At 46.1% G+C, this 12,427-nt stretch carries 12 protein-coding genes; 5 read left to right on the top strand and 7 right to left on the bottom strand.

Annotation, left to right across the window (positions count from 1 at the left end; genetic code table 11):
• The first annotated feature begins 31 nt into the window (after positions 1-31).
• From RJ32_RS06010 to RJ32_RS05990, 5 genes are read left to right on the top strand one after another with little or no spacing between them, the layout of a single operon-like run.
• Positions 32-1,189 carry a D-alanyl-D-alanine carboxypeptidase family protein gene (locus RJ32_RS06010; protein WP_034820171.1) on the top strand — a complete coding sequence of 386 codons (1,158 nt, stop codon included), beginning with the start codon at positions 32-34 and terminating at the stop codon, positions 1,187-1,189.
• A gap of 12 nt (positions 1,190-1,201) precedes the next feature.
• Positions 1,202-1,468, top strand: a complete 267-nt coding sequence (gene ybeD / locus RJ32_RS06005; RefSeq protein ID WP_011234209.1) for a DUF493 family protein YbeD — start codon at positions 1,202-1,204, stop codon at positions 1,466-1,468.
• Positions 1,469-1,512: 44 nt separating this feature from the next.
• Positions 1,513-2,178, top strand: a complete 666-nt coding sequence (gene lipB, locus RJ32_RS06000) for a lipoyl(octanoyl) transferase LipB (RefSeq protein ID WP_034820167.1) — start codon at positions 1,513-1,515, stop codon at positions 2,176-2,178.
• Positions 2,162-3,130, top strand: coding sequence for a lipoyl synthase (gene lipA / locus RJ32_RS05995; protein ID WP_034820165.1), 969 nt, complete (start codon positions 2,162-2,164; stop codon positions 3,128-3,130). The genes lipB and lipA overlap by 17 nt, the downstream gene beginning before the upstream one ends.
• A gap of 16 nt (positions 3,131-3,146) precedes the next feature.
• Positions 3,147-3,539: an MAPEG family protein gene (locus RJ32_RS05990; RefSeq protein WP_034820163.1), complete on the top strand. Its 393-nt coding sequence runs from the start codon at positions 3,147-3,149 to the stop codon at positions 3,537-3,539.
• Here RJ32_RS05990 and RJ32_RS05985 read toward each other — a convergent pair.
• The 7 genes from RJ32_RS05985 to infB form a co-directional block, all read right to left on the bottom strand.
• On the bottom strand, positions 3,507-4,664 hold the full coding sequence (locus RJ32_RS05985; RefSeq protein ID WP_034820162.1) for a peptidase: 1,158 nt from the start codon (positions 4,662-4,664) through the stop codon (positions 3,507-3,509). The two genes, RJ32_RS05990 and RJ32_RS05985, sit on opposite strands and share 33 nt — an antisense overlap.
• A gap of 10 nt (positions 4,665-4,674) precedes the next feature.
• Entirely contained in the window at positions 4,675-5,559 is an 885-nt protein-coding gene (gene nlpI / locus RJ32_RS05980) for a lipoprotein NlpI (RefSeq protein ID WP_034820161.1), read from the bottom strand.
• A gap of 124 nt (positions 5,560-5,683) precedes the next feature.
• Positions 5,684-7,834: a polyribonucleotide nucleotidyltransferase gene (gene pnp, locus RJ32_RS05975; RefSeq protein WP_034820159.1), complete on the bottom strand. Its 2,151-nt coding sequence runs from the start codon at positions 7,832-7,834 to the stop codon at positions 5,684-5,686.
• Between the two features lie 180 nt (positions 7,835-8,014).
• Positions 8,015-8,284, bottom strand: a complete 270-nt coding sequence (rpsO, locus tag RJ32_RS05970; RefSeq protein ID WP_011234216.1) for a 30S ribosomal protein S15 — start codon at positions 8,282-8,284, stop codon at positions 8,015-8,017.
• Positions 8,285-8,381: 97 nt separating this feature from the next.
• Complete coding sequence (gene truB, locus RJ32_RS05965) at positions 8,382-9,314, bottom strand: tRNA pseudouridine(55) synthase TruB (RefSeq protein ID WP_034820157.1); 933 nt, start codon at positions 9,312-9,314, stop codon at positions 8,382-8,384.
• On the bottom strand, positions 9,314-9,700 hold the full coding sequence (rbfA, locus tag RJ32_RS05960) for a 30S ribosome-binding factor RbfA (protein WP_034820154.1): 387 nt from the start codon (positions 9,698-9,700) through the stop codon (positions 9,314-9,316). Before rbfA ends, truB begins: the two co-directional genes overlap by 1 nt.
• A gap of 18 nt (positions 9,701-9,718) precedes the next feature.
• Positions 9,719-12,409, bottom strand: coding sequence for a translation initiation factor IF-2 (infB, locus tag RJ32_RS05955; RefSeq protein ID WP_034820151.1), 2,691 nt, complete (start codon positions 12,407-12,409; stop codon positions 9,719-9,721).
• Positions 12,410-12,427: the final 18 nt, after the last annotated feature.

Raw genomic sequence — 12,427 nt, 5'->3', positions numbered from 1 at the left:
CTTTTTGACCGATAAGATAAAGATAATTCCAATGAAAAAAATTTGTCACCTCTTTACCGTTGTAACCCTATTATTCAGCTCAGCAAGTTTTGCGGCTCAGTCATTGGTTCCCAATGCGCCGTCAGTTAATGCCAAAGCTTATATCCTTATCGATCACACTACCGGCAAGGTATTAGCGGAAAGTAATTCAAGCGAAAGTTTGCCTCCTGCCAGCCTGACCAAAATGATGACCAGCTACATTATTGGTAAAGAGATGTTGGCCGGCCGCATTAGCGAAAAAGATCTTGTTACGGTTAGCGACAATGCCTGGGCCAAAAACTTCCCGGAGTCCTCTAAAATGTTCATAGAGGTTGGTAAAGAGGTCAGTGTTAAAGACTTAAACCGCGGTATTATTATCTCTTCCGGTAACGACGCCTGTGTCGCTATGGCGGAGCATATCGCAGGAAGTGAAGACGCTTTTGCCGACTTAATGAATAACTATGCCGAACAAATTGGCATGAAAGACAGCCATTTTGCTAACAGTCATGGTCTGCCCGATTCAGAGCAGTATGTATCTGCGCGGGACATGGCGACTTTAGCCAGCGCTTTAATAGAAGAAACCCCGGAAGAATATAAGCTATACGCAGAAAAGTCCTTTACCTATAATAATATTAAGCAATATAACCGTAACTCATTGTTATGGGATCGTAGCTTAAATGTTGATGGTATAAAGACCGGTCATACGAATGAAGCAGGTTATAGCCTGGTATCTTCTGCGGTTGAAGACGGAACCCGTTTAATTGCAGTAGTAATAGGAACCGGGAGCGAGCAGGCTCGTAAAGTTGAAAGTAAAAAACTACTTAACTACGGGTTCCGCTATTTCGAAACCGTTAAAGCTTATAGCGCAGGTGAAAGCTTTATCTCTCAGCGTATTTGGGGCGGTGATTTAGACGAAGTTGAACTGGGTATTAGTGAAGATGTGGTAATTACTTTACCTAAAGGCCAGCGTGATAAATTGAATGCTAACTTTGAACTTGATGAACAACTTCAGGCTCCGCTGTCAAAAGGTCAGCACGTAGGAACAGTATATCTTCAGTTTAATGGTGAAGATGTTGCTTCCTTCCCGCTGGTGACGCTACAAAGCGTAGAAGAAGGCGGTTTCTTCAAGAAAATGATGGATTACATCAAACAGCAATTTAGTGAAGAGTAAAGGTTTAGATAGATGCAAAAAACTCGTTTTGACGAACTGGTCGACTTTCCCTGTCACTTTACGTTTAAAGTGATGGGGGTTGCTAGTGACAGCCTTCCTGACCAGGTCGTAGAAGTTTTACAAGAGCATGCTCCGGGCGACTACAGTCCTTCCGTAAAGCCCAGCAGCAAGGGTAACTACCACTCAATTTCTGTTGCTGTGCGTGTTGAAAGCCAGCAGCATATCGAAATACTGTATCGTTCCCTCTCAGATATCGAGGACGTTCGCTACGTTCTGTAGTCATAGGGCTAGCCGTTATTGCTGACAAACGTTATAATGACGGCATGAACGATACCCTAATTATCCGTGAATTGGGCAGGCAGCCATACGAACCCGTATGGCATGCTATGCAGGAATTCACTGACCAACGCGACGAAAACACTGCCGACGAACTGTGGGTGGTCGAGCACGATCCTGTCTTCACTCAAGGACAAGCTGGTAAAGCTGAGCATATTCTCGCTCCGGGAAATATTCCGGTTATCCAGGTCGACAGGGGCGGACAGGTTACCTATCACGGTCCGGGTCAGCTCGTTATCTATTTTCTTCTTAATATTCGCCGTCTTAACTATGGTGTCCGTCAATTGGTTAATCATATTGAAAACACCGTAATTGACACCCTTTCCGATTACGGAATTGATGCCAAAGCGCGTCGCGACGCCCCTGGCGTTTATGTCAATGCAGATAAAATTTGTTCTCTGGGGCTTCGTATTCGTAAAGGCTGCTCTTTTCACGGATTGGCCTTGAACGTCAATATGGATATGGAACCTTTTTCCCGAATAAACCCATGTGGCCTTTCGGGCATAAAAATGATTCAAACTAAGGACCTCAATGGTCCTGATAGCTTTAGTGAAGCGGCTGCTGCAGTGATAAAACACTTTACCAGCTCCCTTTCCTACAGCAACATTCTTCAACAAACGGGACTCGCTCAAGATTATGTCAAAGCCAGTTAGAGTTGAACCTGGTGTCAAAATGCGTGACGCCGATAAAATGGCACTGATACCAGTACAAATTATTCCCACCGAACGCGACCAGATGTTGCGTAAACCGTCGTGGCTGAAGGTGAAGTTGCCTTCTTCAACTGAGCGTATTGATGAAATTAAGCAAGCAATGCGCAGCCATGGTTTGCACTCTGTTTGTGAGGAAGCATCCTGTCCAAATTTACCGGAATGTTTTAATCACGGTACAGCCAGTTTTATGATCCTGGGCGACATTTGTACACGTCGTTGCCCATTCTGTGACGTTGCTCACGGTCGCCCTCTTCCTCCCGATCCGGAAGAAGCTGAAAAGCTGGGCAAAACCATCCGCGACATGAAAGTGAAGTATGTCGTAATTACATCGGTTGACCGTGATGATTTACGCGACGGCGGTGCTCAGCACTTTGCGGACTGTATTCGTAAAATTCGTGAGCACAGTGAGAACAACATTCAGGTAGAAGTGCTGGTACCGGATTTTCGTGGTCGTATGCAGGTTGCGCTCGATATTCTCAAAGGCGAAGCGCCTGACGTATTTAACCACAACCTTGAGACCGTGCCACGCCTGTATAAGGCAGCTCGTCCTGGTGCAAATTACCAGTGGTCTTTAGACTTGCTGCAAAAATACAAAGAAGTTCGGCCGGATATCCGGACTAAGTCGGGACTTATGGTCGGCCTTGGCGAAACCAAAGAAGAAATACTGGAAGTCATGAAAGATCTTCGTGCGCACGATGTCGACATGTTAACTATCGGACAGTATTTGCAGCCTAGCCGCCACCATATTCCGGTAGCACGCTACGTGCACCCCGACGAGTTTGAAGAGCTGCGTGTTGCTGGTGTTGAAATGGGCTTTAGCCACATTGCCAGTGGACCGCTCGTACGCTCGTCTTATCATGCTGATTTACAGGCAGCAGGCGAAACCGTACGTTAATTAAGGAATAGTGACCGTGAGCCTTTTATTGTGGTGTTTACTCATTGCCGGAGTCTTGCCAATTTTGGCTAAGGCACCGGTGGTTTACTTTCAGAACCGCGATAACGGTTATGACAATAAACATCCCAGAGCTCAACAGCAACGGTTACTTGGGCGTGGAGCCCGGGCCGTTGCCGGTCACTATAATGCCTATGAAGCTTTCCCATTATTTGCCGCAGCAGTATTGGCAGCCCTGGCAACTTCTCAGACCACCGATCGAATTGAATTTTTAAGCATTTCTTTTATTGTACTCAGAGTGCTCTATCACATTGCTTATTTAAGCAACTATGACAAACTTCGTTCACTTATTTGGTTTCTGGCAACACTCTGCCCAGTGCTAATTCTGGCGCAAGTCGCTATTAGCGTCTAAATCAAAAGCGTTAGTTTTTTGCTCCAGCAATCTTAAGTAGATTTCTGGCCATAGTTTGGTGTCGTGCTGCTCCATAGCGGTTCTAGTATTAACAGGGCGCCATGCTTGCCTGTCATCTATAGCGTTACAGGTATCCGCTTTAAAAAGGCCGACAGCAGCCTCTTTTGAGCTTCCTAAACGCCATTTCCCTTGCTTCTGCGTCGCAATATCCTGCCATGAACTGAGTTCAGCTTTCCACGGCAGGCTTTTATAAACCGCTTTAACCTGCCGTACCGAATACTCGTTATGAGCTTCTGTCACAATAATATTCAGACTGTCGTGGTCGTAGTAGCCATAACAGAACTTTTGAGCAAGTGCGTCTGACATTTCATATTCATCAGCGAACCCCAACCAATGTCCCAGCTCATGTTGAATAACCGCTTCTGAACTGTCCCGGGTTAAAGTCAATGTCTGACTATCTGCACTGGCAATACCTTGGTCGGCTAATATCACTCGCTTACCAAATTGCTGTTCGGAACGGCAACTGGCTCGTTTTCTTTGCGTATCGGTTACGCAAGATAAGGTTTCGTCCAGAGTAAAACTAATGCACCAATTCCGCGTATCAAAAGGAGCGTTTTGTACCGCAGACAAAAAATTAAGGTAACGTCGCTTTTCGCCAGCGTCAGCTGCAACCACATTAATTTCCATATGACACTGACCATTATTCTTATAGCGTTCAATCAGTTCAAACTTGCTCTGCAACCAAGAGTCACTCGAGTTTACCCAGCGACTCTGCCATTGGTTTATAGAGGTGTTCTGATCGGTTAATTCAGCGCTGGCTACCTGCCTTTGAGCCGCCGGGTCCCCTGCAGCAACGGCCAGCTCAAGCCAGGTCTCGCTCGCCGCCGGGAATTCGTTGATTAGACTTTCTATGGAAGGGAAATAATGCTGCTTTGCCGACCGCTGCCACCAATAATAAGCAGCGGTACGGTTATTAAGTTTCCAGTTATGATTTGCCAGTTGGTGTTGTGCCCGGGCATTACCCTGATGCGCTAGCCAATTGCGTTTTTGTTGTTGGTTATAAACCTGATGAGACCACCCACTTAAAACCAACAGAAACAACACAATTAAGAGTCTGGCTTTCACTTACTTCTCGTTAGCGACTAAGTAACGATTCACGAATACGGGTTAACTCAACCGACGCATAACGGTGTTCAACGAAGCCATACACATTGGTCATTAGAGCCAATTTAAAATAGTTAACAGCCTGCAATTGCTCTCCTTTCATTTGCATGTATTTGCCAAGGTAAAAATAGGCTTCACACAAACGTTCAGTCAGTTTTTCCGACTCGCCTAAGTTACGGGTCATACGTTGTAAAAACTCTTCTTCAGAAAGTTTTCCAGTATAAAGCTGCACAATCTGATAACCCCAGTCGGATTTATCCAGTTTCTCAGCGTTTTGCTCAAGACTTTTTTGTGCCAACGTGGCGTCATTTTCATGTTCGGCGAGAAACAGCCAAATAACACGGTAAGGGTCGTCGGGTTCTTTTTCCAGGTGGTATTCTAAGTCTTCCTGAGACAGTTTCGTTCTGGCGTCGTAATACTCAGCTATACCCCGGTTTAAATAGGCGTAACGATGTTCGGGATTTAACTCAATTGCTGAGTCAAAAGCCTCGTAGGCGTAATCAAACTCTTCCAGCTGCGTATACTGAATACCTAAGAAATTATACGCATCGGCCAGTCTCGGGTTATATTCTAAAGCTCGGGTAAAATCCATTCTGGCAAGAGTTCTTAAGCCGACGGCGTCATATAGTGCCCCACGACGGTAATACAGTTCTCCGCGCTGTTCTTCGGTTAAATCTTCTCTTAACATTTGCGCAATGCGGGCCAACTCAATTTCATAGCGAAACTCTGCCCGCTCAGGCTCAGCGAGTACCACAGTATCAGGTAACTGGTTAAATGAACTTTGCGAGGCACACCCCGTCATGGCGCCTAATAACAACAAAGCTCCAATGAACCTAACACTTCTGCGCTCTTGCATAATTTTATCCTTAAATAAACACTGGCCTCTATTACAGCACATTCAACGCCATTCAGGCAAAAAGCAGACATAAAAAAACCCCGTTTACACGGGGTTTTCAATAAAGCTGAGAAAATCTTTACGATTATTCTTCGCTTTTGTTTTCTTCTTCAGCTGCAGGCTCTGCCGGCGCTTCAGTTGCTGGCTCTTCTTTTTTCTCAGCAGCTTCTTTCATGCTTAAACGTACGCGGCCCTGACGGTCAATTTCCAGTACTTTAACCGGAACAACATCACCAACTTTCAGGTATTCGTTTACGTCGTTAACACGTTCTTCTGCAATTTGAGAAATGTGAACTAAGCCGTCTTTACCTGGCAGAACAGTAACAAAGGCACCGAAGTCTACGATACGCGCTACTTTACCCTGGTAAATTTTGCCAACTTCAACGTTAGCCGTTAGCTGTTTGATTTTTTCAATAGCAGCGTCAGCATCAGCCTGATCACTGGCTGCAACTTTAATAGTACCGTCGTCACCAATCTCAATGTTGGTATTAGTTGACTCAGTCAGCTCGCGAATAACCGCTCCGCCTTTACCGATAACGTCTTTGATCTTGTCCTGATCAATTTTGATAGTAGTAAAGCGAGGTGCATAAGTAGACAGCTCTTCACGGTGACCGCCTATAGCTTCGTCCATCACTTTCAGAATGTGTAAGCGAGCTGATTTAGCCTGCGCTAATGCACTTTCCATGATGTCACGAGTGATACCATCAATTTTAATGTCCATTTGCAGCGCAGTAATACCATCGGTGTTACCGGCTACTTTAAAGTCCATATCACCTAAGTGATCTTCATCACCAAGGATATCGGAAAGAACAACATGCTTGTCGCCTTCTTTAACCAAGCCCATAGCAATACCCGCTACAGAAGACTTGATTGGTACACCCGCATCCATCAACGCCAGTGAAGAACCACAAACGGAGGCCATAGAGCTTGAACCGTTTGATTCAGTAATTTCTGACACCACACGAATGGTGTATGGGAACTCGTCGTGGCTAGGCATAACCGCCTGAATACCGCGCTTAGCCAAACGACCATGACCAATTTCACGACGTTTTGGCGAGCCAACCATACCCGTTTCACCAACACAGTATGGAGGGAAGTTATAATGCAGCATGAAGCGATTCGTGTTCATACCGGTCAGCTCGTCAATCATCTGAGCATCACGGTCAGTACCTAAAGTCGCAGTTACCAACGCCTGAGTCTCACCACGGGTAAACAATGCTGAACCGTGAGTACGCGGTAATACACCAGTCGCCACGCTAATAGCACGAACCATGTCAGGGTCGCGGCCATCAATACGCTTTTCACCAGCAATAATACGGCTACGGACAATATCACTTTCCAGATCGTGGAAGATTTTGCCGGCTTCTTCTAAATCGACATTTTCATCTTCAGCAGTCAGCTTCTCGACCATCTGCTCTTTAACCTGGTCAAGCTTACCTTTACGTTCTGCTTTGTCGGTAGTGCGGTAGGCTTCGCCAATACCTTGCTCTGCCAATTCACGTATTTTAGTCTGCAAACTTTCATCTTTTGCAGGTGCCTGCCAGTCCCACTTCTCTTTGCCTGCTTCTGCAGTAAATTCAGTAATGGCTTTGATAACGTCCTGCATTGCTTCGTGACCATACATAACGGCACCAAGCATTTGGTCTTCAGACAGCAGTTCAGCTTCTGATTCAACCATTAAGACAGCTTTATCAGTACCAGCAACCACAAGGTCCAGCTTCGAGTTTTCTAACTCATCTGCGGTTGGGTTTAATACATATTCATCGTTCACGACACCAACACGAGCTGCACCGATTGGGCCTGCGAAAGGAACACCAGAAATAGACAGTGCTGCTGAAGTACCAATTAAGGCAACAATATCAGGATTAATTTGAGGGTTTACAGAAACAACAGTTGCAACAACTTGCACTTCGTTCATGAAACCATCAGGGAATAATGGGCGAATTGGACGGTCGATTAAACGACAAGTCAGAGTTTCATTTTCGCTTGGACGGCCTTCACGCTTAAAGAAGCCACCTGGAATTTTACCGGCTGCGTAAGTTTTTTCTTGGTAATTTACCGTTAATGGAAAAAAGTTTTGCCCTTCGCGAGCTTCTTTTTTCGCAACCACAGTGACCAGGACTGTTGTGTCATCGATGCTGGCAAGTACAGAAGCAGTCGCCTGACGTGCTATTACGCCAGTTTCTAAAGTGACTGTGTGCTGACCGTACTGAAATTGTTTAGTTATTGGATTCACGTTGCTTTCCTTTACCTTCAAAATATAGAGTATCCGGATTGATACTCGTCTTCTCTCTTTATTTATCTCATCGCATAGTATAGGGGAATTGTGACGAAATTAAGACCCATAAGCCTAAAAAAGAATACAAAAAAAGGGCCTGAAGGCCCTTTTAATTTTATTCTTTTCAGAACGTTTGTCTTAGCGACGGATGCCAAGACGTTCTACGATAGCTACGTAACGTTTTTCGTCTTTACGCTTCAGGTAATCAAGAAGCTTACGACGACGGCTAACCATACGTAGCAGACCACGACGTGAGTGGTGATCTTTCTTATGTTCTTTAAAGTGGTCTTGTAATTCAGCCAGGTTTTTAGTTAAAAGCGCAACTTGCACTTCAGGAGAACCGGTATCGTTCTCGCCTTGGCCAAATTCTTTTAAAATCTCAGCTTTCTGTTCAACAGTTAGTGACATGCTAACTCCTAAGTTTTGTCAAAATGATCGACGCCAATCACTAATTCAGCATCGATATGAAGGCGGCGATTATACTCGTCAGCCGCCGTAAAAACAACTATAAATCCACATGTTCCCGTGCAATAACCCGGCGTGGCCATAATTCCGCATTTTTCACCCGTCCGACCCCAAGAAATAGCGAGTTTTCCGTAGTAACCCGCCATTCTTCGGCTTCCTTCCCATTTTGCTCAGGTAAAGGAACGGGTTGTCCATGCAAAAAGTCGCGAGTTTGCGCTTGAGTCACTGTTACCTCTGGCAATTGTCCCAGTAGCAAATCAGCCGGATGCAATAACGCATCGAGACCTTCATAGCCCTCTTCTGCTAACGTTTCCAGTTGTTCCAGGGTCACCATAGCGGCTTCAGCTATGTCGGCTACTGCGTTACGGTGTAGCATGGATACGTGAGCACCACAGCCTAATAACTGACCCAGGTCATCAACTAAAGTACGAATATAGGTACCTTTGCTGCAACTCACTTGCAGGGTCACTTTATTGTCCTGAATATCCAGCAGTTCGATAGAGTGGACGGTGATTGTGCGCGTTTTTTTCGGTACTTCAATGCCTTGCCGCGCATAATAATATAATGGACGGCCTTCGTGCTTCAGTGCCGAATAAATAGAGGGAGACTGTTCCTGTTCACCAATAAACTGCTTTATTGCATCGGCAACCTTAGCGGCATCAACTGCAACCTGCTTTTCCTCAACCACTTCGCCTTCGGCGTCACTGGTGGTTGTTCTTACCCCCAGCGTAGCTTCAACCCGGTAGGCTTTATCGGCATCCAACAGATATTGCGAGAATTTGGTCGCCTCTCCGAGACAAACTGGCAGAATACCGGTTGCCAGAGGATCCAGCGCACCAGTATGACCGGCTTTTTGTGCATTATACAGGCGCTTAACACGCTGCAGGGCATGGTTTGAACTCATGCCCTGCGGTTTATTCAATAATACTACGCCCGTGAGAGCACGGCCTTTGCGTAGACGAGCTTTAGACATTAATCGTCTCCGCTGTTTTCGCTGCTTTTCTTATCTCGTTCACGAGCTTCCGCAACCAATTTGCCCATACGAATCCCTTCATTTAAAGAAGCGTCGTGCTGAAATTTTAGTTGCGGAACAATGCGTGCTTTGATGCGCTTACCCAATAAAGATCGAATGAAGCCTGAGGCTTCATTCAACACTTTTAACGCCTGCTTAATTTGCTCAGGGTCATCCTGGAAAAAGGTAACAAACACTTTGGCATAAGCTAAGTCACGAGAAACTTCCACGTCGGATACTGTGACCATGCTAACGCGAGGATCTTTTATCTCACGTTGCAGGATCATAGCGATTTCTCGTTGTAGCTGATGCCGTACCCTTTCGGTACGGCTAAACTCTTGAGCCATAAATTCCTGTGTCCTTGATTACAGCGTACGTTCAATCTGAATGGTTTCGAAGACTTCGATTTGGTCGCCTTCTTTGACATCGTTGTAGTTCTTAACACCGATACCACATTCCATGCCGTTACGAACTTCCTGAACGTCATCTTTAAAGCGACGTAAAGATTCCAGCTCACCTTCGTAGATAACAACGTTATCACGCAATACGCGAATTGGAGCAGAACGCTTCACCACACCTTCAGTTACCATACAACCAGCAATGGCACCAATCTTAGGTGATTTGAAGACATCACGAACTTCGGCTAAACCAATAATCTGCTGTTTAAACTCAGGCTGCAGCATACCGCTCATTGCCGCTTTAACTTCGTCAATTAAGTCGTAAATAACACTGTAATAGCGTAAGTCGACACTTTCCTGTTCAACCAGTTTTCTGGCCGCAGCTTCAGCACGAACGTTAAAACCAACAACAATGGCATTTGAGGCACTGGCCAGAGAAATATCGGTTTCGGTGATACCACCAACGCCGCTACCGATGATGTTCACTTTCACTTCATCAGTTGACAGTTTGGTTAAGGCATCAGAAATCGCTTCCAGTGACCCTTGTACATCAGATTTAAGGACGATATTAAGCTCTGCAACATCACCTTCGGCCATGTCCGCAAACATGTTTTCCAGTTTCGCTTTTTGTTGCTTAGCTAATTTCACGTCACGGTATTTACCCTGACGGTAGTTAGCCACTTCACGCGCTTTACGCTCGTCTCTGACAACCGTTGCTTCGTCACCTGCCTGAGGAACACCGGATAGACCCAGTATTTCTACAGGAATAGATGGACCCGCTTCTTTAATTTCTTTACCGGTTTCATCACGCATTGCACGAATACGACCGTATTCAAGACCACAAAGTACAACATCGCCCTGCTTCAACAAACCGCGCTGAACCAATACTGTTGCTACCGGACCACGGCCACGATCCAGGCGTGATTCAACCACAATACCTGAAGCCATACCGGTTTTCTCTGCACGTAAATCCAATACTTCGGATTGCAGCAAAATAGCTTCTAACAGCTCATCAATGCCGTCACCGGTGTGCGCTGACAATGGAATGAACTGCACATCGCCACCCCAGTCTTCAGGAATAACTTCCAACTGCGACAACTCGTTCTTCACACGGTCTGGGTCAGCGCCTTCTTTATCCATTTTGTTGATAGCAACAACCAGAGGAACGCCAGCAGCTTTTGCGTGCTGAACCGCTTCTTTGGTTTGCGGCATAACACCATCATCCGCAGCAACTACCAGAATAACAACGTCTGTTGCGCCTGCACCACGTGCACGCATAGAAGTAAAGGCGGCGTGTCCCGGAGTATCCAGGAAAGTCACCATGCCATGACCCGTTTCAACGTGGTATGCACCGATGTGCTGAGTAATACCACCCGCTTCGCCTGATGCAACTTTGGCTTTACGAATGTAATCCAGCAACGATGTTTTACCATGGTCAACGTGACCCATAACAGTAACGACTGGTGCACGAGGTGCCTCTTCTCCGCCTTCCTGGCGGTCAGAAAGCACTTCTTCTTCCAGCGCATTATCTTTCACCAACGCAGGTTTATGACCCAGCTCTTCAACCACTAAAGCGGCTGTGTCTTGATCAAGAATCTGGTTAATGGTGACCATCTCGCCCATTTTCATCATGGTCTTGATAAGGTCACTGGCTTTAACCGCCATACGGTTAGCAAGTTCACCAACGGTAATGGTCTCACCAATTTTCACATCACGTTCAACTGGCTGAGCTGGTTTATTAAAGCCCTGTTGCAGCGACGAGCCGCGACGAGCACCTTTACGACGCTTCTCGCGGCGTGGGGTATCATCGCTTTCTTCATCTTTACGACGACGCTTTTTACCGCGTTTGCGGCTTTTACGTTCTTCGTCAAAATCTTGTGCGTCTTCAGCTTCTTGCGCAGTAGATGACGTTGTAAAATGCACGTCTTCTTTTTCTTGCTGTTTACGTTTCTGCTCTTCTTCTTCCCAGCGTTTTGCGTTTTCTTCCGCCAGTTTACGAGCTTCTTCCGCTTGCGCTTCCGCTTCTTTTTCCGCTTTTTTACGAGCTTCTTCTTCCTGTTGACGCTTCAGTTTTTCAGCATCGGCTTTCGCTTTGTCTGCCGCTTCACGCTCTTCAGGTGTCATGGCAGCACGTTTTTCAGCTTCTGCTTTTTGACGCTCTTTCTCTTTTTCTTTGCGCAGCTTTTCTTTTTCAGCTTTTTCTTTCTCAGCTTTTTCGCGTTCTGCTTTAGCCTTGGCTTCCGCTTCTTTACGCTGCTGCTCTTCTTCGCGCTGTTTTTCTTCTTCGCGAAGCTTCGCTTCTTCCGCTTCTTTCTCTTGCGCTAAGCGTTCTTGTTCTTCACGTTCCTGTTCTTCGCTTGCTGAACGTTTCACGTAAGTACGCTTTTTACGCACTTCTACCTGAACGGATTTAGAGTCTCTTCCGCCACCAACGCTTAACGTACTTTTTGTTTTGCGCTTTAAAGTCATTTTGCTGGGTTCAGAGCTGCCGCCACCGCCGTGCTGACGATTCAAGTGAGCCAGTAATTTCTGTTTCTCTTCTTCGTTAACAGAATCACCCGCTTTCTTGGTCATGCCCGCTTCAGCGAACTGCTGAACCAGACGATCAACTGTTGTACCGACATCTGTGGCCAGCTTATCGAGCGTTACTTCTTCCATAGTCTGTTGTACCTCCGC

It is taken from the genome of Idiomarina sp. 28-8 (genome assembly GCF_000320945.2).
In the GTDB taxonomy this organism is placed as follows: Bacteria; Pseudomonadota; Gammaproteobacteria; order Enterobacterales; family Alteromonadaceae; genus Idiomarina; species Idiomarina loihiensis.
Note: the sequence above shows the minus strand (reverse complement) of the source record. Positions and strands in the feature narration are given on the sequence as shown.

What these genes read in the sequence shown, in the direction of transcription:
- truB (WP_034820157.1), bottom strand. Translation starts at nt 9,314, where the DNA reads ATGTCTAAAGCTCGTCTACGCAAAGGCCGTGCTCTCACGGGCGTAGTA.
- nlpI (WP_034820161.1), bottom strand. Translation starts at nt 5,559, where the DNA reads ATGCAAGAGCGCAGAAGTGTTAGGTTCATTGGAGCTTTGTTGTTATTA.
- rbfA (WP_034820154.1), bottom strand. Translation starts at nt 9,700, where the DNA reads ATGGCTCAAGAGTTTAGCCGTACCGAAAGGGTACGGCATCAGCTACAA.
- rpsO (WP_011234216.1), bottom strand. Translation starts at nt 8,284, where the DNA reads ATGTCACTAACTGTTGAACAGAAAGCTGAGATTTTAAAAGAATTTGGC.
- ybeD (WP_011234209.1), top strand. Translation starts at nt 1,202, where the DNA reads ATGCAAAAAACTCGTTTTGACGAACTGGTCGACTTTCCCTGTCACTTT.
- lipA (WP_034820165.1), top strand. Translation starts at nt 2,162, where the DNA reads ATGTCAAAGCCAGTTAGAGTTGAACCTGGTGTCAAAATGCGTGACGCC.
- infB (WP_034820151.1), bottom strand. Translation starts at nt 12,409, where the DNA reads ATGGAAGAAGTAACGCTCGATAAGCTGGCCACAGATGTCGGTACAACA.
- lipB (WP_034820167.1), top strand. Translation starts at nt 1,513, where the DNA reads ATGAACGATACCCTAATTATCCGTGAATTGGGCAGGCAGCCATACGAA.
- RJ32_RS06010 (WP_034820171.1), top strand. Translation starts at nt 32, where the DNA reads ATGAAAAAAATTTGTCACCTCTTTACCGTTGTAACCCTATTATTCAGC.